Raw genomic sequence first — 22,892 nt, 5'->3', positions numbered from 1 at the left:
CGGCGAAACATTGCTGCTGAAACAGGGGCCCAATGGCCCCTGTTTCATGGGGAAAATCCCCTCGCCTAAAAGCGGAAGGTAAGACCGATATTGGCCTGCCATTGGGTTACCAGCTCCCCGCGCACCTTGAACACGCACTGCTCCGGGTTGCAGAGAAACTGGTTGTTGTCGTTGACCCGCGAGCCATAACCGCGCACCTCGGCCCGCAGCGCCAGATGCTCGGCGAGGCGCGGTTGCACCCCGAGCGCCAGCGACATGGAAGGGGTCACCTCGCTGTCGTAGGCGGCAAAGCGGGTCACCCCGATCCCGGCGCCGATATAGGGCGCCATCAGGTTGTCAGAGAGGGTCAGCGCACCGGCAAAGTGCAGGGTGTCCACCGTCAGGCGATCCGGCAGGTCGGGAGAGAGAGTGGTGGACTGATGGCTGTAGAGCAGCTCGATCATGCCGGGATCATCCACCTCCTTGCTGATAAAGAGACCCCAGCTGCCGGATCTCTGCCCCTGCAGTGAATCAAACGATGCAGAAAGCGGCACCGGCTGCACCACATCGTCACTCTTCTCGAAGTCGATGGCTGAGCTGTAGCCGAAAAATGGCGTCACCTGCCAACCGGATGTGGTCGTGGCCTCGCTACTCCAGGCCTGCCCCAGTGGCAGCAACAGCCCCATCATCACTATCCCGGCTCTCTTCATCATCATCCCCTGCTCCCTGTGTGATTGTGCAGAAAGCATACCAGAGGCGTCCTAGGCCCATCCTAAACGGCGGCTGTACCGGATCACTTTCATCGCGGGATTTCCCTCTCGCCTGAACCCTGCCGCACCGCCCCACTGGCGCCGCTATGACCCCCCTGCCACCATTCATCGACGGTTAACCTCTGCCACGTATGCTGGCGCCAAATCGGGTCATCGGGGCCCGTTATCACTACTCAAAAGGACATCAGGGAATGGTTGCCGCGCAACTCAACGACCCCAAAACTACCCTCGCGGATACCCTGCGGGCCACCGCGCACGCCATCGACGAGAGCCACATAAGCCTGCGCCAGATGCTCGCGCTGGTGGGCGAGCAGGGCATGCTGCTGTTTTGCGTGCTGCTCACCGTCCCCTTCCTGCTGCCGGTCTCCATTCCCGGGGTCAGCACCCCGTTTGGCCTGTTGATCCTTTTTATCGGGATCGGCATCACCCTCAATCGAGTGCCCTGGCTGCCCGCCATGCTGATGGAGCGCCGCTTCGCCGCCGACCAGCTCAAGCCGACCCTGCACAAGGGGGCGGATCTGCTGGCCCGGGTCGATCGCGTTATCCGCCCGCGCCTGCTGGTGCTGACCGGCAGCAACACGGTCAACCGCTGCAACGGCCTGCTGATCATGCTGGCCGCCCTGCTGCTGATGCTGCCCCTGGGCGCCATCCCGTTTACCAACGCCATGCCTGCCTGGGCCATCCTGCTGCTGGCCACCGGCATGTTGCAGCGGGACGGTCTGTTCGTTGCCAGCGGCTATCTGCTGGTAAGTGCGACCCTGGTCTGGTTCAGCGTGCTGGCCATCGGCTTGCTGATGGCGGGCCAGAGCGCCAGCGGCCTGCTCGGCTAACCCCGATGCACAGAAAAAGGGCGACCAGATGGTCGCCCTTTTGGATTTGTGCGGGATACCGCCCGGTCAAAGCAGATCGTAGATAAGGGCCGAGATGGCAAGCAGCCCCATCACCAACACAAAAAGGGTACTCGGCCCGCGATAACGCTTGAGTGCGGGCAAGCGATAGATGGAGCAGGCTGGCAGCAGAAACAGGATCACCGCGATCAGCGGGCCACTGACGCGCTCGATGATGTCGAGCACGTTGGGGTTCAGATAGGTGATGACGGCGGTCACCATAAACAGGATCACCGATGACACCCGGGCGATGGTCGACTCCTTGAGAGAGAGGCCCAGCCCCTGACAGGCACCGCTCACCATGCTCACCGTCCCCTCGCTCACCCCCATGGATGTGCCGAGGAAGGATTTGGACATAGCCAGAATGGCGATGAGCGGCCCCACATAGGCGATCAGCGGATTGGAGAACTTGTTCGCCAGCGCCGACAGCACGGAGATATTGTCGGTGCGGGCCAGCGCCATCTCCGCCTGACTCAGACTCATCACGCAGCTCACCACGAAAAAGAGCACGCTGCCGCAAATCAGCATGCTGCTGCACTTGATGATCCGCTTGGCGCGCAGGTCGGCATTCTCCTGACAACGCTTTTTCTGCGCCGCGCTGAAGGAAGAAATAATGGGCGCATGGCTGAAAGAGAACACCATCACCGGCACGATCAGCCAGAGGGATTTCCAGAACGCCGGATCACGCCAGTCCACCGCCTGACTCTCGCTGAAATAGGAGAGGCTCCACTGGGGCAGCAGATAGATGGAGAGGCCAATCAGAAAGGCGACCATCGGTAGCGCCAGCACGCTGATGGCCGACACCACGATCTGTTTGCCGGCCAGCAGCACCAGATGCAGACCCAGCATCACCCCCAGCACCAGCAAGCCGCGCGGCAGCTCGGCATCCCCCAGCTGGTGCACCACAAAGCTCTGGATCGCATTGGTGATGGAGATGCTGTAGACCAGAATGATGGGGTAGAAGGCCATCAGATAGACCAGCATCAGCAGCTTGCCCGCCTTGGCACCGAAGTGCTCCTCCACCACATGGGTGATATCCCCTTCCCGATGGGAGCTGGAGAGCACAAAGCGGCTCAATGCCCGGTGGGAATAATAAGAGAGCGGAAAAGCCAGCAATAAAATAAATAGCAAAATAACCGGGGAATTACTGCCAACAGTAATAGGGAGAAATAACGTACCGGCACCGACAGCAGTGGCATATAGGCCCATGGTCCATACCGAATCGCTTTTCTCCCATTTCAATTTTGAAACAGGGTTACTCTTTTCAGCAATAGAAACACTCATTGCAATATATACCTTATTAATCTGTCATCATTATTTTTATTAGCCCGAATAACAGGCTGGAGATATGTCGTTGCATATCGCCCTGCACATGAAAAAACAACGCCGCCAGCGGCCAACAGGGCCACCGGAGATAAACGGAGCTGCCACGCTACCATCGTTGAAATCGCTATCCGGGTCAAGGTTAATAATTCATGACTGTTTGAATCGGAATGTTTCAAAAGACAACGGGATGTATCACATTCGTCACCCAAAACCCGATTCAAGCCTGTTTGATAACATACCGATAAAACCTCATGCTGTTGCCCAACAACACAAATAAGACCAGCGATCAGGCCGATAATATTAACACCTTAAGCTGTGGAATATGAGTTAAATAATACGGCCAACTTTTCTACTAATTGACAGTGATGTCAGCCAATTTATTCTGGGTAAAAGCGCAGGCTATTTCCGACAGCGACCGGGGTGGCACTCTCAACCTGCCGGGCAGTGCGCCACCCGGTTGCGGCCTGCCCGCTTGGCACGATAGAGCCACTCGTCGGCCCGGGCCAGCGCCTGATTGATCTCCTCCTCCGGCTGCACCAGAGTTGTGCCCAGACTGACCGTGATGGCGACCGGATCGGCAGGCAGCGCTTCGACGGCGGCACGGATCTGCTCCGCCATCTGCAGCAAACCGGCTTCATCGATCCGCGGCAGCAGGATCAGAAACTCCTCACCACCGCTGCGTACAAAGAGGTCGTCCGCCCGCAACAGGGCATCGATACAACTACTGAAGCGCTGCAAGGCCCGATCTCCCTGCTGATGGCCGTAACGATCGTTGAGCTGCTTGAAGTGATCGATGTCGAGCATGATAAGACCACAGGGCACCTCCCCTGCCCGCAGCGGCTGACAGTGTTCGAAGAAGAACCGGCGGTTGTAGAGGCCGGTCAGCTGGTCGGTTTCACTCTGGCGCAGCAGTCGCTGCTGCAACTCGTACTGGCGGGTGATATTGCGGGTCACCCAGGCCACCGCCCGCTTGCCGTCATAGAGGGAGGGCAGCGGCGCAATCTTGCCCTCGAAACGCTGTATCCCTTGCGGCCCGGCGGCGGCATTGATCCCCCCCACCTCGGCGGCGGAGAGCTCATACTCCACCACTCGCACCTGACCGCTCGCCAGCGACTCGGCTACCTGCGCCTTGACCCACATGGCCATCTCGGGTGGCAGCACATCGGCCAGCTGCTTGCCCGCCAGCGGATTGCCATCGTGATAGGATTGCTGCTCCATGCCGCCGATATATTCCACGTAATAGCCATCTTCACTGAGGATAAAGACGGGATCTGGCAGCTGGGCCATCACTTCATAAAGCTGGGTTACCGAAAGCGCCACGGAGACTCCTGTACTTCAACGTCAAACAGGGGGGAGATATTCTGCCTCAAGAGGACTCACGCGCCCTCATCGGCAGCGCAGAAAAATCTGCGGCCACAGCCAACAATCCTTTACATCTAGCAGCCTGCCAGCCTCTCGGCCAGCGCGTTGCTACTCCCGCCACTGCGCTCGCTCACAGTAGCGAAAGCCCCCTCCCCCGGTCGCGCATATCCCATTGTTTCAACTCACAAGTTCATTTACGCTGGCCGTCCTGAGTCCAGTTTTCACATCATCAGCCATCAGGAACGCCAGCCGCCCGCAACCGCAGGGGCTGTACCACGGAAAAGGAATCGCCAGATGAAAAACGCCATCGTTACCGCCCGCTTCGACGCTATCAGCACCGAAGGGGAACAGCTCACCCTCAAAATCGCCATCAAGGCCCCCGAGCCGGATCCCAAGTCCGCCAGCGGTGACTGGCGCTGCAAGGTGAAGCTGGCGGGGCTGAGCGACAAGACTTTCATATACGGCATCGACAGCCTGCAGGCCCTGAGCCTCGCCATCAAGTTTGTCGAAACCGAGCTGCGCGCTTTCTCCGATGCAGGCTGGCAGTTCTATCTGCCCGGCTGCCCCGATCACCCCATCGACATGAGCGCCTGCTACTTCCCGGCGCTCTAGCCCGGCCCATCCAAGGAGACCTGATGCACGGACCCGATCCCGCCAATCCCCACCCCATGAACGGATTTCCCCAAGTGTGCTTTATCAAGAACACTATCAAGGGGCCCAATATCGAGGTGGGTGACTACACCTATTACGACGACCCGGAGGATTCGGCGGGCTTCGAGCGCAACGTCCTCTACCACTTCCCCTTCATCGGCGACAAGCTGATCATCGGCAAGTTCTGCGCCATCGCCCGCGGGGTGAAGTTCATCATGAATGGCGCCAACCACCAGACCTCCGGCTTCTCCACCTACCCCTTCTTTATCTTCGGCAACGGCTGGGAGCATGCCGCACCCGCCCCGGGCAGCCTCCCCTACAAGGGCGATACCGTCATCGGCAACGATGTCTGGATCGGCTATGACGCCCTGATCATGCCGGGAGTAAAGGTCGGTAACGGCGCCATTATCGCCGCCCGCTCCGTGGTCACCGGTGACGTGCCCGCCTACGCCGTGGTCGGCGGCAACCCCGCCAAGGTGATCCGCTACCGCTTCGACGACGACACCATCGCCCGTCTCAACGCCATCGCCTGGTGGGACTGGCCGGTAGAGCTGATCAGCCGCAACTTGCCGCTTATCAGCGGCGGCGAGATAACCGCGCTGGAAGCGGCAACCCCATAGAGACAACCTGTAAACCAAGCGAGATCGTAGAAACAACAAAGGGCGCCTTGTCGGCGCCCTTTGGCTTGATGGATATTGCTGAAGCTTGCTGGCTTGGGCTGGCTATCAACCGGTGTTGCGCATACCTGCGGCAATACCGGCGATGGTGACCATCAGCGCCTTGTCCAGCTCGGGGTGCAGGGTCTCCGGGTGGTTGCGGGAGCGGTTGAGCAGCTCGGCCTGCAGCACGTTGAGCGGGTCTGTGTAGGGATTGCGCAGCTTGATGGACTCCTTGATCCAGGGCTGATCCTCCAGCAGATCCCCGCGCGGGCTCAGTTTCAGCACCACCTCGATGGATTCGGCGAGCTCCTGACGCAGCTGTTTGCCAAGGCCCCACAGCTCCTGCGGCACCAGACGGGTGTCGTAGTACTCGGCGAGCCAGACGTCCGCCTTGAGGAACACCATCTCCAGCATTTCGAGGCGAGTGCGGAAGAAGGGCCACTGGGCGCTCATCTCTTCCAGCACCGCCAGCTTGCCGCCATCGATCGCCTGTTGCAGCGCCTTGTGGGCACCGAGCCAGGCCGGCAGCATCAGGCGGTTCTGGGTCCAGGCGAAGATCCACGGAATAGCACGCAGGCTCTCGACGCCGCCGTTGGGCTTGCGCTTGGAGGGACGGGAGCCGAGCGGCAGCTTGCCGAGCTCCATCTCCGGGGTAGCGGCACGGAAGTAAGGGACGAAGTCCGGATGACCGCGCACGATACTGCGGTAGTGCTCGCAGGAGTCGGCGGCCAGCTGTTCCATCACCTCGCGCCAGCACTCTTTAGGCTTGGGCGGCGGCAGCAGGTTCCCTTCCAGCACGGCGCTGGTGTAGAGCTCCAGACTCTTGATCGCCACTTTCGGCAGACCGAACTTGAAGCGGATCATCTCCCCCTGTTCGGTGGTACGCAGACCGCCGCGCAGGGATCCCGGCGGCTGGGAGAGGATCGCCTGATGGGCAGGCGCACCACCACGACCGACGGTACCGCCACGGCCATGGAACAGGGTGAGGCGGATATTGTTGGCTTCGGCCAGACCCACCAGGGATTCCATGGCAGCGTACTGGGCCCAGCCTGCGGCCATCATGCCCGCATCCTTGGCAGAGTCGGAGTAACCGATCATCACGTACTGACGGCCCTGAATGTAGCCGCGATACCAGTCCACCGAGAGCAGACGCTCCATCACGGCGGTGCCTGCCATCAGGTCATCCTGGGTTTCAAACAGCGGGGCGACCGGCATGCGGAACTTGCAGCCTGCCTCTTTGAGCAGCAGTTGCACCGACAGCACATCGGACGGCGCACCGGCCATGGAGATGATGTAGATGCCGAACGCATCGGGGTCGTGCTCGGCGATAACCTGACAGGTATCCAGCGTCTCGCGCACCTCGGCACTCGGCTCCCAGTCGTGGGGGATCAGCGGGCGGCGGGAGTTCAGTTCGTTTAGCAGGAAAGCCTGCTTGTCATCCTCGCTCCACTCGGCGTAGTCACCCAGACCCAGATAGCGGGTCAGCTCGGAGAAGACCAGCCCGTGACGCTCGCCATCCTGACGGATATCGAGCTTGACCAGATGAATGCCGAAACAGGCGACCTTGCGCAGCACGTCCAGCAGCATGCCGTCGGCGATGTTGCCCATGCCGCAGGCGTGCAATGAGTGGTAGCAGAGCTCCAGCGGCTCGCGCAACTGAGCGGTGGTCTTGACCAGATCCTGGCTCTCGCTCGCCTGGCCCTGCACCTTGGCAGTGAGATGCTCCTTGGTTTCGCGCAGCGCTTCACGCAGCTCGCGCACCAGCGCACGGTAGGGCTCGGGGTGATCGCCAACGCGAGCGCGCACGGCGTCGGTACAGTCGGACATGGAGAGCTCGGAGGTGAGCTCCTTGATGTCTTTGTAGAACAGGCTCACCGCCATCCAGCGGCCCAGCTCCAGTACTTCGGCAGTCACCTTGGCGGTGACGAAGGGGTTGCCGTCGCGGTCACCGCCCATCCAGGAGGTGAACTTGACCGGCGCGGCATCCAGCGGCAGCCGCACACCCAGATGGTGTTGCAAACGCTCGTCCAGATTGCGCATGAATTCTGGGATGGCAGGCCACAGGCTGTTCTCCACCACGGCGAAGCCCCACTTGGCCTCGTCGACCGGTGTCGGGCGCTGTTCGCGGATCTCGTTGGTGTGCCACGCCTGATTGATGAGCTGCTCGATACGATTGAGGATCTTGTCCCGCTCGCGGGGCAGCAGGTCGGAGAGCTCCAGCGCCTCGAGGCAGTCGTTGAGCTGTACGTGCTTGTGGATCAGGGTGCGGCGGGTCACCTCGGTGGGGTGAGCGGTCAGCACCAGATCGATATCCAGCTCGCGCACGGCCTGAATGATGGCCTCTTGCGACAGGTTGGACGCTTTCAGCTTGTCGAACATCTGCTCCAGCGGGTCCGGGGTGCAGACTTGCTCTTCGCAGCGACGGGAGATGGTGTGGAACTGTTCCGCCACGTTGGCCAGATTGAGGAACTGGCTGAAGGCGCGGGCCACCGGCAGCAGTTCGTCATCGCTCAGGGTTCGCAGGGTATCGAGCAGACGTTCCCGGTCTGATTCATTGCCCTTGCGGGAGGACTTGGCCAATTGGCGAATGGTTTCGATCTTGTCGAGAAAGGCCTGACCCTGATGATCCTTGATGGATTTACCCAGCAGCTGACCCAGCATACCTACGTTGGCGCGTAGTGCGGCGTACTTTTCGTTCATTCCACATCCTTATCTTGTTGGTGCCTGACACCCATCCGGGGTGCTAGACGACCTCACTTATTGTTGTGCGATTACAACATATGCTCCGTCATCTTAGGGTGACAATCTACCCAGATTGTCTGCGCAAGGTCAAATAACAGGCCGATTCAGAACATGTATTTCCCTCACCACTCCACAACCGGCTTGTTATGTAACTTACTTACAGTTTTTACGCCCCTTTCACCGCCGCCGCTACAGGCAAAAACGTCTGATCAGGTGCTGCAACACCGAGGTGGTCGGCTTGACGAAGGAGAGGTCGAGATACTCATCCGGCTGGTGCGCCTGGGTGATATGACCGGGGCCCATCACTATGGTCTCGCAGCCAAGCTGCTGGATAAAAGGGGCCTCGGTGCAGTAGTTGACCGACTCGGCCGTGCGGCCGCTCGCCTTCTCAGCTTCGCGCACCAGCACAGAGTCGTCGGCGCAGGCGTAGGCGGGAATGGGCTCATGCAGGTGTTGCAGATGCAGGCAACCAGGCTGGTGAATCTCGATGGGAGAGAGCGCCTCTTTGAGCATCCCCATCAACTCGTCTGGCCCCACCTGCGGAGTGGGTCGCAGATCGATATGCAGCTCGCAGCAGCCGCAGATGCGGTTCGGGCTGTCACCACCCTGAATGTAACCGAGGTTCAGGGTCGGCTGCGGCACGGCAAAGCGGTGGTCGGCGTAGCGATCTTTCAGATCCTGCTGCAAGCGCAGCACCTGCCCCATCGCCTTGTGCATGATCTCCATGGCGTTGACGCCGTTGGCGGGATCCGAGCTGTGACCGCTCTTGCCGGTGATGCGGATCGCCTCAGACATATGCCCCTTGTGGGCCACCACAGGCACCAGCCCGGTCGGCTCGCCAATCACCGCGTAGTCGGGTTTGAGTTCGGCTGCCGCAGCGATGGCGCGGGCTCCCGCCATGGTGGTCTCTTCATCGGCAGTGGCGAGGATGCGCAGGGGCTTGGTCAGCTTGGTGAGGTCAATCTCTTTGAGCGCCTCGACGATAAAGGCGAAGAAGCCCTTCATATCGATGGTGCCGAGGCCATAGAGGCGGTTGCCCTCTTCGGTCACCTTGAAGGGATCCTTGCTCCAGCCCCCCTCATCGAACGGCACCGTATCGGTGTGACCCGCCAGCAGCAGACCACCCTCCCCCTGACCGATCGTCGCCACCAGATTGAACTTGCCCGGCAGATCGGGGAGTGCCGTCACCTCACACTGAAAACCGAGCTGACCGAACCAGTCGGCCAGCAGCCGGATCACCGCCTCGTTGCTCTGATCCCACTTGGGATCCGTGCTGCTGATAGAGGGAATCGCAATAATATTCTTATAAAGTGAAAAAAAATCCAGATTGGCCATCAGCTCCTCCTTGCGTCCCCGGAATGTTTCTGTTAGAAAATACAAATGCAAAGTGAGTGCATGAATATTCTGTAATTTTACCTGAATATCTGGCTCATCAACAAAGGCTTCTAGTTGTAAGGGAAAGTTAATGTTCTGTCACCTGATCTATAACCGACGACACACACCCGCCTGAATTGCCCCTCCGCACTTGTGCAAAGGGGCGCTCGAACACCCTTGTGCACTGCAGCGCCATGCTGTGAATCTCGAACTCTGACTTGGAATATTCAACATGCTTAACACCGTTATCGTCGGTGCCAGTGGCTACGCGGGAGCCGAACTGGCCGCACTGGTACAGAACCACCCACAACTCAAGCTGTTCGGCCTCTATGTCTCCGCTGGCAGTCAGGATGCCCACAAGCGCTTCTCTTCCCTGCATCCCCAGTGGGTCGGTGCCCTCGATCAGCCGCTGCTGCCGCTGGACGACGACGGCATGACCCGGATCCTGACCCAGGCCGATCTGGTGCTGCTGGCCACCGCCCACGAGGTGAGCGCTGAGCTGGCGCCCAAGTTTCTCGCCAAGGGGCTGCCGGTGTTCGATCTCTCCGGCGCCTTCCGGGTCAAGGATCAGGGCTTTTACGACAGCTTCTACGGCTTCACCCACGACAGCGAACAGTGGCTGGATCAGGCCGTCTATGGTCTGGCGGAGTGGAATGCCGATGCCATCGCTACCGCCCAGCTGATTGCGGTGCCGGGTTGTTACCCGACCGCCTCCCTCTGTGCTCTCAAGCCGCTGCAGCAGGATGGCCTGATTGCCAAGGGGTGGCAGCCCATCATCAACGCCGTCTCCGGGGTTTCCGGTGCCGGTCGCAAGGCGGCCATCAACACCAGCTTCTGCGAAGTGAGCCTCAATCCCTACGGCACCTTCAATCACAGACACCAGCCGGAGATCAGCCACCACCTCGGCAAGGAGGTGCTGTTCCAGCCCCACCTTGGCAACTATGTGCGTGGCATTCTGGCCACCATCTATGTGCAACTGGCGGACGGCGTCACCCCCACCCAGGTGGATCAGGCCTTTCTCAAGGCTTACGAAGGCAAGCCACTGGTGCGCCTCACCGGCCAGATGCCATCCATTCGCGGTGTGGCAAACACCCCTTACTGCGACATCGCCTGGCAACAGCAGGGCAACATGCTGGTGGTGGTCTCTGCCATCGACAACCTGCTCAAGGGCGCCGCCTCGCAAGCCATGCAGTGCATAAATATCAAATTTGGTTTTGAACCGGCCACCGGCCTGATTTAAGGACTTAGGAAGGATCTCGAACATGGACAAACAGACGTTGGTAATCAAGCTGGGCGGCGCCCTTATCGAGAACGACGAGGCGCTGACCGCCCTGTTCGCCACCCTCAAAACCTTTCTCGACGATCAGCACAGACCCCTGGTGCTGGTACACGGCGGTGGCTGTCTGGTGGATGACCTGCTCAAGGGGCTGGGTCTCACCTCAACCAAGAAGAATGGCTTGCGGGTGACCCCGTTCGAGCAGATCCCCTTCATTGCCGGGGCGCTGGCCGGGACGGCCAACAAGCAAATGATGGCCAAGGCGATCGCCACCGGCATTCCGGCGGTGGGGCTCTGCCTGGCGGATGGCGGCCTGTGTCAGGTGACCCAGCTCGACCCGGATCTCGGTGCAGTCGGCGAGTGCAAGCCGGGCAACCCGGCGCTGGTAGCAGGCATCCTCGGTCAGGGCTTCCTGCCGGTAGTGAGCTCCATCGGCATCACCACCGAGGGGCAGCTGATGAACGTCAACGCGGATCAGGCGGCCACCGCCATCGCCGAGGCGCTCGGTGCCGATCTGGTGATGCTCTCCGACGTGAGCGGCATCCTCGATGGCAAGGGCAAGCTGGTGCCCCAGCTCGACAAGCTGACCGCACTGGATTTGATGGAGAAAGGGGTGATTCGCGATGGCATGGCGGTCAAGGTAGAAGCGGCCCTGCACGCCGCCCAGACCCTCGGCAAGCCGGTCTGTGTCGCCAGCTGGCGTTACCCGGATCAGCTGCTCAAGCTGCTGGCTGGCGGCGCGGTCGGCACCCAGGTAGCCATTTGATCTCCACCGGAACAAGGAATATCCGATGCAACATCTTCTGAAAGACAGTGATCTGAACAAAGCCCAGATTGAAGCGCTGATTGCGCTGGGCAAGGCCGTGAAGGCCGACCCGAAGAAGTACAGCCAGGCGCTGGCAGGCAAGAGCGTGGTCACCCTGTTCGAGAAACCCTCCCTGCGCACCCGGGTCACCTTCGACATCGGCATCGCCAAATTGGGCGGCCACAGCGTCTATCTGGATCAGCAAAACGGCGCGCTGGGCAAGCGGGAGTCGGTGAAGGATTTCGCCGCCAACCTGTCGCGCTGGTGTGATGCCATTGTCGCCCGGGTGTTCGATCACCAGACTCTGGTTGAGCTGGCAGAGCACGGCACAGTGCCGGTGGTGAACAGCCTGTGCAACCTCTACCACCCCTGTCAGGGGCTGGCCGACTTTATGACCATTGCCGAGCACTATGACGACCTGTCGAAGGTGAAGCTTGCCTACCTCGGTGATGGCAACAACGTCAGCCACTCTCTGCTGCTGCTGGGGGCGACTCTGGGCACCGACGTCACCCTGATCTGCCCGAAAGGCCACGGCCCGGATACCCAGATCTTCCTGCAGGCGCAGGCACTGGCGGCCAAGTCGGGGGCAACCATCCACATCAGCGATGACGTGGCAGATATCGAAGGGTTCGACGTGGCCTACACAGATACTTGGGTCTCCATGGGTGACAACACCCCGATGGAGCAGGTCAAAGACCTCTTTATGCCTTACCAGATCAACCAGGCCCTGCTCGACCGCACCGGCATCCAGCATGTGCTGCACTGCCAACCGGCGCACCGGGAGCTGGAGATCACCTCGCAGGTGATGGATGGCCCCGCCTCCCTCATCATGGACGAAGCCGAAAACCGGATGCATATCCAGAACGCCGTGTTGCTGACCCTTCTCTGCGGCAAGTAACGCGGCAATCAACCTGAATCACGACCCTTTTATTGAATCATCATCGAATCATCACGGAGAGAAGTAACATGAGCGGAATCAACAAGATCGTACTGGCTTACTCGGGTGGACTGGATACCTCGGCCATCATTCCCTGGCTGAAAGAGCACTATGACGCCGAAATCATCGCCTTCGTGGCCGACGTCGGTCAGGAGCGCGACGATCTGGAAGGGATCGAGCAGAAGGCGATCGCCTCCGGCGCCACCAAGTGCATCATCAAGGATCTGCGGGAAGAGTTCGTCAAAGAGTACGTCTACCCGACCCTGAAGACCGGCGCCGTCTATGAAGGCACCTATCTGCTGGGCACCTCCATGGCCCGTCCGGTGATCGCCAAGGCAATGGTGGAAGCGGCGCTGGCGGAAGGGGCCGATGCCATCTCCCACGGTTGCACCGGCAAGGGTAACGATCAGGTGCGTTTCGAAGGCGCGGTCGCCGCGCTGGCGCCCCAGCTGAAAGTGATCGCCCCGTGGCGGATCTGGGACATGCGCTCCCGGGAAGATCTGCTCTCCTATCTGGAGACCCGCAACATCCCCTGCAAGGCAACCCTGAAGAAGATCTACAGCCGCGACGCCAACGCTTGGCACATCTCCACCGAGGGTGGCGAGCTGGAGAGCACCTGGAACGAGCCGTCCGAAGCGGTATGGCAGTGGACCGTACCGGCCGAGCAGGCCCCGGATCAGCCGGAGTACGTCAAGCTGACCGTGGCGCAGGGTGAAGTGGTGGCCGTGGATGACCAGCCGCTCAGCCCGCACCAGATCCTGATGACCCTGAACGAGCGTGCCGGCAAGCACGGCGTGGGCCGCATCGACATCACCGAAAACCGGATGGTGGGCATGAAGTCCCGCGGCTGCTACGAAACCCCGGGCGGTACCGTGATGGTCGCCGCGCTGCGCGCCGTGGAAGAGCTGGTACTGGATCGCCCGACCCGCGCCTGGCGGGAGAAGCTGGGTGCCGAGTTCTCCCATCTGGTCTATGACGGTCGCTGGTTCACCCCGCTGTGCAAGGCGATCCTCGCCTCTGCCAACGCCATCGCCGAAGATCTCGACGGTGAAGTGGTGCTGAAGATGTACAAGGGTCAGGTCACTGCGGTGCAGAAGAAGTCGCCGAACAGCCTCTACTCCGAAGACTTCGCCACCTTCGGCGCCGATGAAGTGTATGACCAGAGCCATGCCGAAGGCTTTATCCGTCTCTACACCCTGGCCAGCCGGATCCGCGCCATGAAGGAACAGCATCAGGCTATCGGTGGCGATCACACCCACGGCTAAGCAAGCGCGATAACCCGTTGATTCCGTTGAGGGGGCATGGCCCCCTCTTCTACAGGCAGAGGGCATAGCCCCTGACCCATCATCAGCGGGTGTGACAAGAGCGGCAGCGTCCCGGCCGCTTCTGTGAGATAACAGGGGCTGTGTGAATATGATGCTGACGTATTTTCTCCCTTCTCCCCTTGCGGGAGAAGGGGCGGGGATGAGGGGGGAATTACCCTCACCCTAGCCCTCTCCCAGAGGGAGAGGGAACCGATTCGCAGTTGCTGGATTTGACGTGTTCAACGGCAACAGCACTCATCACCACCGCACTGTTATTCAGGAAAATACAGGGCAAGATTTCTGCGCGCAGGCCAAGAGGCCGCGCGAGTACGGCAGGCGTAAACGCCTACCGACAACGCATTCAAGGAGAGCAGTATGGCACTTTGGGGTGGACGCTTCAGTCAGGGAGCCGATAGCCGGTTCAAGCAGTTCAACGATTCGCTGCGGTTCGATTACCGCTTGGCGGAGCAGGATATTCAGGGCTCCATGGCTTGGGCCAAAGCGCTGGTGAAAGTGGGCGTCTTGACCGCCGATGAGCAGGGCAAACTGCAACAGGCGATGGAGGTGCTGCTCGCCTCGGTGCAGCAGGATCCCCAACAGATCCTGAGTTCGGACGCCGAAGATATCCACTCCTGGGTCGAGAGCCAGCTCATCGCCGCCGTCGGCGATCTTGGCAAGAAGTTGCACACCGGCCGCTCGCGCAACGATCAGGTCGCCACCGACCTGAAACTCTGGTGCAAGGCGCAGGGCGAGCTGCTGCTCGGCTCCATCACCGCCCTGCAGCAGGGGCTGGTCGCCTCCGCTCGCGCCAATCAGACCGCCGTGCTGCCCGGTTACACCCACCTGCAGCGGGCCCAACCGGTCACCTTCGCTCACTGGGCGCTGGCCTATGTGGAGATGCTGGAGCGGGACTACTCCCGCCTGCAGGATGCCCTCAAACGCCTCGACACCAGCCCGCTCGGCTGCGGCGCGCTGGCGGGCACCGCCTATGCTATCGACCGCGAAGCGCTGGCGCTCGACATGGGCTTTGCCGGCGCCACCCGCAACAGTCTGGATTCGGTCTCCGATCGGGATCACGTAGTGGAACTGATGCATGTGGCGTCCCTCTCCATGACCCACCTGTCGCGCTTTGCCGAAGACCTTATCTTCTACAACACCGGTGAGGCGGGCTTTGTCGAGCTCTCCGACGCGGTGACCTCCGGCTCGTCGCTGATGCCGCAGAAGAAGAACCCGGATGCGCTGGAGCTTATTCGTGGCAAGACCGGCCGGGTGGTCGGCGCCCAGATGGGCATGCTGATGAGCCTCAAGGCGCTGCCGCTGGCCTACAACAAAGACATGCAGGAAGACAAGGAGGGGCTGTTCGATGCCCTCGACACCTGGCACGACTGCCTCGATATGGCGGCGCTGGTGCTGATCGACTTGAAGGTAAACGGCGAGCGCACCATGGCGGCGGCGCAGGGCGGCTATGCCAACGCTACCGAGCTGGCAGACTATCTGGTGGCCAAAGGGATTCCGTTCCGTGAAGCGCACCATATCGTCGGCGAAACCGTGGTCTTTGCCATCAGCGTGGGCAAACCGCTGGAGGAGCTCTCCATCGGCGAGTTCCAGCGCTTCAGCCCGGTGATCGAGTTCGACGTCTACCCCAATCTGGAACTGGAAGCGACCCTCGCCAAACGGGTCGCCAAAGGCGGCGTTGCACGGGAGCAGGTAGAAGCGGCCCTCACTGCCGCCGAAACCTGGCTGGCAAAACGGACGGGTTAAACCAACCTGCTTGTCATTCGAACTAGAAAGCAAAACGGCAACCTCAGGTTGCCGTTTTTTATTGCTCACCGCGGTTCAGGCGCTAGCATTGAGCAGTTTGCCAACCCCTTCCCCCTTGCCATTAGGCAGGGTCTGTTTAAAGGCACCGAGCAGCTGGTCGAGGTTGAGATGGCTGGCACCGAGGGAATCCTTGAGGGTATCGAGCTCGCTTTGCAGGGCATCGAGGCGGGTACTCTGGATGCCGCTCGCCAGCTGGTTACGGGCGCTATCGATGGCGGCTGGGAGTGACTGACCGCTATTTTCCTGCCCCAGAGTCTGCATCAGCTCACCCATAAAGTGGTTGATGGCCGAGCGGTTCTGTTCGCTATCGGCATCCTTGACCCCCAGCCGCTGGAACAAGCTCTGGACGGTCGGGGCGAAGCGATCTTCCTGCACTGTTTGCTGCACAGGCTCAGGTTTGGCACTGCTGCCGAGCAGCTGACTGCCCAGCTTGAGGGCGATAGAGGCAAGGGGAAGCAGGTTGCTGATCATGATAACTCTCCGCGACAACGACCCTTGATGGTGTTGCCAAGAGATGAGCATAAGCGGGGCCAGAACGGCGATAAAACGCACTGCACCGGCTAATCCCTTGAATGGCTGATCTATTTATTCAACCAGCACTCAGGAGATAGCCGAGCGCAAAGGGGAGTCAGGCGGCCAGTAGCTGCCGCCACGGGCGGTAGTGGCAATGTGGTGGCAAAGTGTTTTGTCGCCCACCCGAGCCGCGCCCCCTTCCTTTCACACCCGGATCGCCAACTCTTTTAGCCACTTGCGCTGCTGATGGCACCAACAGAGTAAAACCTGACAAAAGCACCGCAGCGCTCGGGCACCGAATAACGACCTGCGGGCTTACTAATCGAGCGGTGATCCGCCCACAAGGCGTGACCAATAGAAATGAAAAGAGGCTCCAAAGAGCCTCTTTTTGTTTCCGTGTCTGAACCCGACTCAGCCCAGCAGTAGATAGAGCTGGTGAGCGGCCGCACCGGCGCACAGGCCGCCGATGGTGTGGGCAACGATGGCGCGGGAGGTGAGGTGGCGATAGCCGAGGGCATCGAGCATGGCGGTGTGGGTGCTCAGGAAGCCACTCCAGCACATCCCCATGGCGGTAAACACCGCGACCTCGTTACCGGTGATCCACCCCTTGGCGATAAAAGGGGGCACCAGCGACATGGCGGCACCGACCGCACCGAGCGAGGTAGCCGGGAAAGCGACCAGCTCCGGCTGCTGGAAGCCAAACAGCAGGTCAAACAGCCAACTCACCTTGGCGGCCAGCACCGGCAGCAGGGCTACCCCCTGAAACGCTTCGCCGGTATAGCCCTTGTCGCCCGGGCCAAAGGTGAGCAACATCACGAAGGTGCTGATGATCAGCACACCCGGGATCACCGCCATCCCCAGCTCCACACCGGATTTGCCGCCATCGAGCAGAGAGTTGAGGATCCGCAGCCAGCCGGGAGCCGCCTCTTTGGTCACCCCTACCTTGCGGCCATCGGACGATACAGCGTCATCGTTCAGCACTTCCCCCACCAAGGGGCGGATCATCCGTTGCATCAGTCGGGTAGAGACCACCGAGCCTACCAGAGCACCCAGCAACCCGATCAGCGCCGCACTGGCCGTGGATTCACCGCTCGGCAGCTGCAAGGTGGCCATAAAGGTCACCACGATCAACCCCATGCCGAAGGCGGTGCCGAAGTTGGTGAGCGACACCAGCTGCCAAGGGGTGAAGCCTTTGCGAAAGCGGCTGTCCTTGGCGAGGCTGATCACCGCCGGGTTGTCGGAGAAGAAAGTCATCAGGGCAGCCAGCGCGGTGCGGCCAGGCAGACGAAACACCGGCTTCATCAGCGGAGCCAGCAGAACCTCCAGCAGGCGGATCACCCCGAACTCGCTCAAGAGCTGGCTCAGGGCACCGGAGAGCACTGTGATCCCCATGATAAAGAGCACGGTATTGAGCAGCAGCTGGTGGGCGGTATTGAACAGGGTGTTGACCATGGCCGAGAGGCCCATCTGGCTGCCGAGGTAACCGAACAGGCTGCCGAGAATAAGCAGCACCAGCACGGGTTCCATCCAGTTCCGAATGGCGGCAAGTCGCCCCTTTGACTCTATAACTACATGATTTTCCATATCTATCCTGCGGTTCATCTGTGCGTGTGTGGTTGTTTTTATGGTTAAAAAATGGCTGCGCCAAATAGAAAAAAGCCCTTGTCTTGCGACAAGGGCTTTTTTAATTGGCTCCTCCTACTGGACTTGAACCAGTGACATACGGATTAACAGTCCGCCGTTCTACCGACTGAACTAAGGAGGAATTGTAATTGGTGCCCAGAGACGGAATCGAACCGCCGACACGGGGATTTTCAATCCCCTGCTCTACCGACTGAGCTATCTGGGCAAATGGTGCCGGCTACCGGAATCGAACTGGTGACCTACTGATTACAAGTCAGTTGCTCTACCTACTGAGCTAAGCCGGCACACTTTAAACAATTGTGCATGAACAAATTTTTTATTTCATGGCACCAAAATTGGTGCCCAGAGACGGAATCGAACCGCCGACACGGGGATTTTCAATCCCCTGCTCTACCGACTGAGCTATCTGGGCGTGGGCGCTATTAAACGGATTTTAAGGCGGATGGTCAACGGGAAATTTCACTTTTTGTCTCGTTCGTCTCTTTTTTGCGCAACATCGTCCATTTCTGCCACTTCTTCAGCACAGGCCGCGCCTTTTCGCCCCCAGACTCTGGGTTCCTCCCCCTTGAGCAGGCGGGAGATGTTCTCGTGATGGCGGATCAGGATGAGGCAGGAGAGCAGGGAGACTGGCAGGGTATATTCGGGTTTGAGCAGGTAGGTAAAGAGCGGCGTCAGCAGCACGGTAATGATGGAGGCCAGCGAGGAGTAGCCGCTCACCAGCAGCACCAGCAGCCAGGTGCCAATCACGGCGCCCCCCATGGTAAAGCCGATGGGCATCATGGTCCCCAGCGCCGTCGCCACCCCTTTGCCACCACGAAAATGAAAGAAGATGGGGTACATATGGCCGAGACAGGCGGCGACCCCGATAAAGCCGAGGTAGACGGGTTTGATCTGCAGATACCAGGCGAGATAGACAGGCACAGTGCCCTTGAGCACATCGAGCAGCAGCACCACCAGCGCCGCCATCCGGCCACCGAGGCGCAGCACATTGGTTGCACCCGGATTGTGGGAGCCATGATCCCGCGGGTCGGGCAGACCGGTGAAGCGGGAGACCAGCACAGCACTGGATAGTGAACCACCCAGGTAGGCCAGAATAATCATCAAAATCGTCAGGGCCGTCATCTTGGTCGTTTTTACCACGATATGAATGGGGTATGATGCGGGCCACATACGCTGGCATGGGCCCATGCCCACCCAGAGCGCCTCGGCAAGCCTGTTGCCCGGCCAGCATCCCTGCGCTGTCATCACAGCCCATCAAGAGTAAAGAAGAAGTACAGTCATGGACAAGGTGTTTATTCGCGGACTCGAAGTTTTGACCACCATAGGTGTATATGAGTGGGAGAAGGGCATTCGCCAAAAGCTCCGTTTTGACCTCGAGATGGGGTTCGACAATCGCCCCGCAGCAGCAACTGACGACATCAATCTGGCACTGGATTATGCCGACCTCTCCAACAAGATTTGCGCCCATGTCACCGGCAAAGTCGTTGAGCTGGTCGAGACCATGGCCGAGCAGGTTGCCATGCTGGTGCTCGCCGACGAGCGGGTGCAGTGGGTCAAGGTGACCCTCACCAAGCCGGGCGCCGTGCCCAATGCCGCCGGGGTCGGCGTCGAGATCCTGCGCCATCGCACGCCGGCCGCGAGCAGCAACTGATGACCACCATCTATATCAGCCTGGGCTCCAACATCGAGCGGGATCGCCATATCCGTGCCGGACTCGATGCCCTGCACGCCGAATTTGGCGAGCTGCGGGTCTCCCGGGTATTCGAGAGCGAAGCGGTCGGCTTCAACGGCCGCCCCTTCTACAACCTGGTGGCGGCTGCCGAGACCGATCTGCCGCTGACCACCGTCTGCCAGCGACTGCGGGCCATGGAGTTCGCCCACGGCCGCGAGCCGGATGCCAAGAAGTTCGCCCCGCGCACCCTGGATCTCGATCTGCTGCTCTATGGCGATCTGGTCTGCGACACCCCGCTGGTGCTGCCGCGCGGTGAAGTGCTCACCAACGCCTTCGTGCTGTGGCCACTGGCCGAGCTGGCACCCAAACTGCGCCACCCCGTCGATGGCCGCACCATGGGCGAGCTGTGGCAAGCCTATGACAAGGCCTCCCAGCAGCTGTGCCCCATTCCCTTTCACTGGGAAGCGTGCGAATTGCAGCATCACTGATCCGCAAGGGCGCCTCACGGCGCCCTTGTTGTTTGCACAGACAGGGTTGCTTATCACGGATAAGAAAGTGTCATTGGGCCTGACCCTGCGAGGCTGGCAGGATAGCGCCCACTACAGGAGAACCCCATGCCACTCGATACCATTCACCATTTCAACTGCCAGCTGCTGGCCGAACTGCCCCACCAGCGCTACGAGCACGAGCCCATCCTCGACTACGCCACCGATGAAAAGGTCAAGGCCCGCCTCGGCTGGCAGGCGGAGTTCAGCAAGACCCTGTTTCTCAAGTTCAAGGATGGCCGCTTCGCCCTGCTGCTGACCCACAGGGACGGCAGGCTCGACAACAAGGCGGTCAAGGCCGCACTCGGTGCCAAGCCCTCCATCTGCACCGCCGAAGAGATGCAGGCGGAGATCGGCTGCCTGCCGGGGGCGGTCTGCCCCTTCCTGCCCCGCGCCGATATTCCGCTACTGGTGGATCCGCAACTGCTCAACCACACCGCCTTCACCTGGACTCCGGGCCACCCGGAGCAGACCTTTCTGCTGGCGACCGAGCATCTGGCCGAGGTACTGGCGCAGCTCCCCTGCGAGGTCAGCTATCTGCCCGCGCCGACGGCGTAGCCCCATCGCGCGCCAGCTGGGCGAAGATCAGCGCCGCCAGCATGGAGAGCAACCCGACACAGAGGTAGGTTAGGTGGAACCCGGCCAGCCACTGCCCCTCGGCCACTAAGGTGCCCGCTGAGGTGCCCGCCGAGAAGAGCCCGAGCAGGCTGGCGGCAATCGCCACCCCCAAACTCATGGAGAGTTGCATCACTACCGAGAGCAGACCGTTGCCACTGCTGGCCAGGGTCGGGCTGAGATCTTGCAGCGTGAGAGTGTTCATGGCGGAGAACTGCAGCGAGTTGATGGCGCCGAAGATCGCCAGCCAGCCCAGCAAGACTCCGTAAGGGAGCTGGTTGTCGATAAAGTAGAAGCTGGCGATCATCGCCCCCAGTAGCAGGGTGTTGCCGATCAGGATGCGGCGATAGCCCACCTTCGGAATAAGCTTGTTCACCAGCGTCTTGGTCAGCATGGCGCCAATCACGGTGGGGATCATGGTCATCCCCGCCTTGCTCGGGGAGAAACCGAGCCCCAGCTGCAGAAACAACGGAGTGAGGAAGGGCATGGCGCCGCTGCCGAGGCGGGCAAACAGGTTGCCCCAGATGCCGATGGCAAAGGTGGTGGTCTTGAACAGGTTCAGGCTAAAGAGCGGCTGCGGTGCATTGGCGGCATAGAGCCAGTAGCTCGCCATCGCCGCCAAGCCGAAGATCAGTGCAAACAGCGCCCAACCGGTGGAGATGCTGTGCTCCCCCAGCCCCTGCAAGCCGACCGACACCAGCACCATGCCGACGCTGAACATCACAAAGCCCTGCCAGTCGAACCGGGCGGTCTGCTGCCGCAGCTCCGGCATAAAGTGCCAGCTGGCGATAAAGCCGAGCAGCCCCACCGGCAGGTTGATGAGGAACACCCAGTGCCAGCTCGCCACTTCCACCAGCCAGCCACCGAGCGCCGGCCCCATCAACGGGCCGAGCAGCCCAGGGATGGTGACAAACGACATCACCCGCAGCAGCTCGTGCTTGTCATAGACACGCAGCACCGCCAACCGCCCCACCGGCATCAACAGCGCACCGCCAATCCCCTGAAGCACACGGGCGGCCACCAGCATGGAGAGCGAATTGGAGGCGGCGCAGGCGAGCGAGCCGAGGGTAAAGAGCGAGATGGCGGCCAGATAGATACGGCGGGTGCCGAACCTGTCTGCCAGCCAGCCGGAGGCCGGGATCAGCAACGCCACCGTCAGCATGTAGGCAATGATCACCGACTGCATCTGGAGCGGGCTCTCTCCCAAGGTCTCGGCCATGCTGGGCAGGGCGGTGTTGAGGATGGTTCCATCCAGAGCCTGCATAAAGAAACCGACCGCCGCCAGCAGGGGCAGCCACTTGCGCTGGGCATCTGTCACTGTGTGGCTCATGGCCACCTCCATTATTTTTGCGGGGGAGCAGCGGCGGTCAGGAAGAGATCGACACAACTCAGGGTCCAGGCATCCTGCTCGGCAGCGCTCTGGGTCAACGGCAGACCCAGCTCACGGAGCATGCGCTCCTTGCCCTGCCACATCAGCAACAGCTGCAAGGCGGCCTGTTCACTGTCTTGATGGCACAGCAGGCCTTGCTGCTTCTGCTGCTCCAGCCAGTTGGACAGCATCTCGGTCACATAGAGCGGGCCCGCCTCGAAAAAAAGGGTGGCCAGCTGGGCATCGTTGCAGCTGATGCAGGTGCGAAAGATATTGATGGCATCATCGCTCAGGATCAACTTGCGAAAGCTGCGACCAAAGGCAATCAGACTCTCCCGCACATTGTTGCCACGCAACAATACCTCCGGCATCAGCTCGCTGCTGACGCACTTGCTGCCCACCGCCTCGGCAAACAGCGACTCCTTGTTGGCAAAATGGCTGTAGACCGTCTGCTTGGAGACGCCCGCTTCACTGGCCACCATGTCCATGCTGACCAGATGCAGACCGTGCTGACAGAAGAGCCGCCCTGCAGCATCGAGGATCGCAGCCCGCTTCTGCTGACTACGGGGTGAAATGTTCATTTTTCCTCCACAATCAAACTGGGCAGTCTAGTTTCGAAAAACTAGACTCACCGGTGTGAT

Annotated in this window: 21 protein-coding genes and 4 tRNA genes; 11 read left to right on the top strand and 14 right to left on the bottom strand. The window is 60.5% G+C overall.

Annotation, left to right across the window (positions count from 1 at the left end):
• Positions 1-65 precede the first annotated feature (65 nt).
• The gene (locus AB5Y85_RS16245) at positions 66-689 is read right to left on the bottom strand and encodes a porin family protein (protein WP_257686580.1); all 624 of its coding nucleotides are present in this window, start codon (positions 687-689) and stop codon (positions 66-68) included.
• A gap of 251 nt (positions 690-940) precedes the next feature.
• Between AB5Y85_RS16245 and AB5Y85_RS16240 the strand changes: the two genes are divergently transcribed.
• Positions 941-1,579, top strand: a complete 639-nt coding sequence (locus AB5Y85_RS16240) for an exopolysaccharide biosynthesis protein (RefSeq protein ID WP_058056332.1) — start codon at positions 941-943, stop codon at positions 1,577-1,579.
• 66 nt (positions 1,580-1,645) lie between these two features.
• Here AB5Y85_RS16240 and AB5Y85_RS16235 read toward each other — a convergent pair whose 3' ends face one another.
• Positions 1,646-2,920 (bottom strand): amino acid permease, encoded by a 1,275-nt coding sequence (locus tag AB5Y85_RS16235; RefSeq protein ID WP_144715320.1) that lies wholly within the window; start codon positions 2,918-2,920, stop codon positions 1,646-1,648.
• Positions 2,921-3,391: 471 nt separating this feature from the next.
• Positions 3,392-4,282: a sensor domain-containing diguanylate cyclase gene (locus tag AB5Y85_RS16230; protein WP_257686566.1), complete on the bottom strand. Its 891-nt coding sequence runs from the start codon at positions 4,280-4,282 to the stop codon at positions 3,392-3,394.
• A gap of 336 nt (positions 4,283-4,618) precedes the next feature.
• Between AB5Y85_RS16230 and AB5Y85_RS16225 the strand changes: the two genes are divergently transcribed.
• Together AB5Y85_RS16225 and AB5Y85_RS16220 are read left to right on the top strand one after the other, a co-directional pair.
• Positions 4,619-4,936, top strand: coding sequence for a hypothetical protein (locus AB5Y85_RS16225; protein ID WP_058056329.1), 318 nt, complete (start codon positions 4,619-4,621; stop codon positions 4,934-4,936).
• A 23-nt stretch (positions 4,937-4,959) separates the two neighbouring features.
• The gene (locus tag AB5Y85_RS16220; RefSeq protein ID WP_199415443.1) at positions 4,960-5,595 is read left to right on the top strand and encodes a Vat family streptogramin A O-acetyltransferase; all 636 of its coding nucleotides are present in this window, start codon (positions 4,960-4,962) and stop codon (positions 5,593-5,595) included.
• A 105-nt stretch (positions 5,596-5,700) separates the two neighbouring features.
• On the opposite strand, the gene ppc is transcribed toward AB5Y85_RS16220, so the two are convergent.
• Together ppc and argE are read right to left on the bottom strand one after the other, a co-directional pair.
• Positions 5,701-8,334: a phosphoenolpyruvate carboxylase gene (gene ppc / locus AB5Y85_RS16215; protein WP_069554237.1), complete on the bottom strand. Its 2,634-nt coding sequence runs from the start codon at positions 8,332-8,334 to the stop codon at positions 5,701-5,703.
• Between the two features lie 231 nt (positions 8,335-8,565).
• A complete protein-coding gene (argE, locus tag AB5Y85_RS16210; RefSeq protein ID WP_139428318.1) occupies positions 8,566-9,711 on the bottom strand; it encodes an acetylornithine deacetylase in 1,146 nt (381 codons plus the stop codon).
• 271 nt (positions 9,712-9,982) lie between these two features.
• Between argE and argC the strand changes: the two genes are divergently transcribed.
• The 5 genes from argC to argH all read left to right on the top strand — a co-directional run bounded on the left by argC (position 9,983) and on the right by argH (position 15,833).
• Entirely contained in the window at positions 9,983-10,990 is a 1,008-nt protein-coding gene (argC, locus tag AB5Y85_RS16205; RefSeq protein WP_110304444.1) for an N-acetyl-gamma-glutamyl-phosphate reductase, read from the top strand.
• Between the two features lie 22 nt (positions 10,991-11,012).
• Complete coding sequence (gene argB, locus AB5Y85_RS16200; RefSeq protein WP_257686565.1) at positions 11,013-11,792, top strand: acetylglutamate kinase; 780 nt, start codon at positions 11,013-11,015, stop codon at positions 11,790-11,792.
• A gap of 25 nt (positions 11,793-11,817) precedes the next feature.
• Entirely contained in the window at positions 11,818-12,729 is a 912-nt protein-coding gene (locus AB5Y85_RS16195; RefSeq protein ID WP_257686564.1) for an ornithine carbamoyltransferase, read from the top strand.
• 68 nt (positions 12,730-12,797) lie between these two features.
• Complete coding sequence (locus tag AB5Y85_RS16190) at positions 12,798-14,033, top strand: argininosuccinate synthase (protein WP_033115910.1); 1,236 nt, start codon at positions 12,798-12,800, stop codon at positions 14,031-14,033.
• 414 nt (positions 14,034-14,447) lie between these two features.
• Entirely contained in the window at positions 14,448-15,833 is a 1,386-nt protein-coding gene (gene argH / locus AB5Y85_RS16185) for an argininosuccinate lyase (RefSeq protein ID WP_257686563.1), read from the top strand.
• A 75-nt stretch (positions 15,834-15,908) separates the two neighbouring features.
• Here the strand turns inward: argH and AB5Y85_RS16180 are convergent, their stop codons facing one another.
• The 7 genes from AB5Y85_RS16180 to plsY all read right to left on the bottom strand — a co-directional run bounded on the left by AB5Y85_RS16180 (position 15,909) and on the right by plsY (position 19,172).
• Entirely contained in the window at positions 15,909-16,364 is a 456-nt protein-coding gene (locus AB5Y85_RS16180) for a hypothetical protein (protein WP_257686562.1), read from the bottom strand.
• Positions 16,365-16,817: 453 nt separating this feature from the next.
• A complete protein-coding gene (locus AB5Y85_RS16175; protein WP_257686561.1) occupies positions 16,818-17,990 on the bottom strand; it encodes a nucleoside recognition domain-containing protein in 1,173 nt (390 codons plus the stop codon).
• Positions 17,991-18,095: 105 nt separating this feature from the next.
• Positions 18,096-18,171, bottom strand: a tRNA-Asn gene (locus AB5Y85_RS16170).
• Between the two features lie 8 nt (positions 18,172-18,179).
• Positions 18,180-18,255, bottom strand: a tRNA-Phe gene (locus tag AB5Y85_RS16165).
• A 3-nt stretch (positions 18,256-18,258) separates the two neighbouring features.
• Positions 18,259-18,334: transfer RNA gene (locus tag AB5Y85_RS16160), tRNA-Thr, on the bottom strand.
• Positions 18,335-18,386: 52 nt separating this feature from the next.
• Positions 18,387-18,462, bottom strand: a tRNA-Phe gene (locus AB5Y85_RS16155).
• A gap of 47 nt (positions 18,463-18,509) precedes the next feature.
• Positions 18,510-19,172 (bottom strand): glycerol-3-phosphate 1-O-acyltransferase PlsY, encoded by a 663-nt coding sequence (gene plsY, locus AB5Y85_RS16150; RefSeq protein WP_257686560.1) that lies wholly within the window; start codon positions 19,170-19,172, stop codon positions 18,510-18,512.
• Between the two features lie 157 nt (positions 19,173-19,329).
• On the opposite strand from plsY, the gene folB reads away from it, so the two are divergent.
• The 3 genes from folB (at position 19,330) to AB5Y85_RS16135 (ending at position 20,825) form a co-directional block, all read left to right on the top strand.
• Positions 19,330-19,701, top strand: coding sequence for a dihydroneopterin aldolase (gene folB, locus AB5Y85_RS16145; RefSeq protein WP_058058652.1), 372 nt, complete (start codon positions 19,330-19,332; stop codon positions 19,699-19,701).
• Positions 19,701-20,210, top strand: coding sequence for a 2-amino-4-hydroxy-6-hydroxymethyldihydropteridine diphosphokinase (gene folK, locus AB5Y85_RS16140; protein ID WP_005336107.1), 510 nt, complete (start codon positions 19,701-19,703; stop codon positions 20,208-20,210). The genes folB and folK overlap by 1 nt, the downstream gene beginning before the upstream one ends.
• A gap of 126 nt (positions 20,211-20,336) precedes the next feature.
• Positions 20,337-20,825, top strand: a complete 489-nt coding sequence (locus AB5Y85_RS16135) for a YbaK/EbsC family protein (RefSeq protein ID WP_005336108.1) — start codon at positions 20,337-20,339, stop codon at positions 20,823-20,825.
• On the opposite strand, the gene mdtD is transcribed toward AB5Y85_RS16135, so the two are convergent.
• Together mdtD and AB5Y85_RS16125 are read right to left on the bottom strand one after the other, a co-directional pair.
• Entirely contained in the window at positions 20,797-22,212 is a 1,416-nt protein-coding gene (mdtD, locus tag AB5Y85_RS16130) for a multidrug transporter subunit MdtD (protein WP_150995450.1), read from the bottom strand. The two genes, AB5Y85_RS16135 and mdtD, sit on opposite strands and share 29 nt — an antisense overlap.
• Before the next feature lie 11 nt (positions 22,213-22,223).
• The gene (locus AB5Y85_RS16125) at positions 22,224-22,832 is read right to left on the bottom strand and encodes a TetR/AcrR family transcriptional regulator (protein WP_005355070.1); all 609 of its coding nucleotides are present in this window, start codon (positions 22,830-22,832) and stop codon (positions 22,224-22,226) included.
• Positions 22,833-22,892 lie beyond the last annotated feature (60 nt).

This window comes from Aeromonas sp. R3-1, from assembly GCF_040908345.1.
Classification (GTDB): domain Bacteria; phylum Pseudomonadota; class Gammaproteobacteria; order Enterobacterales; family Aeromonadaceae; genus Aeromonas; species Aeromonas veronii.
Note: the sequence above shows the minus strand (reverse complement) of the source record. Positions and strands in the feature narration are given on the sequence as shown.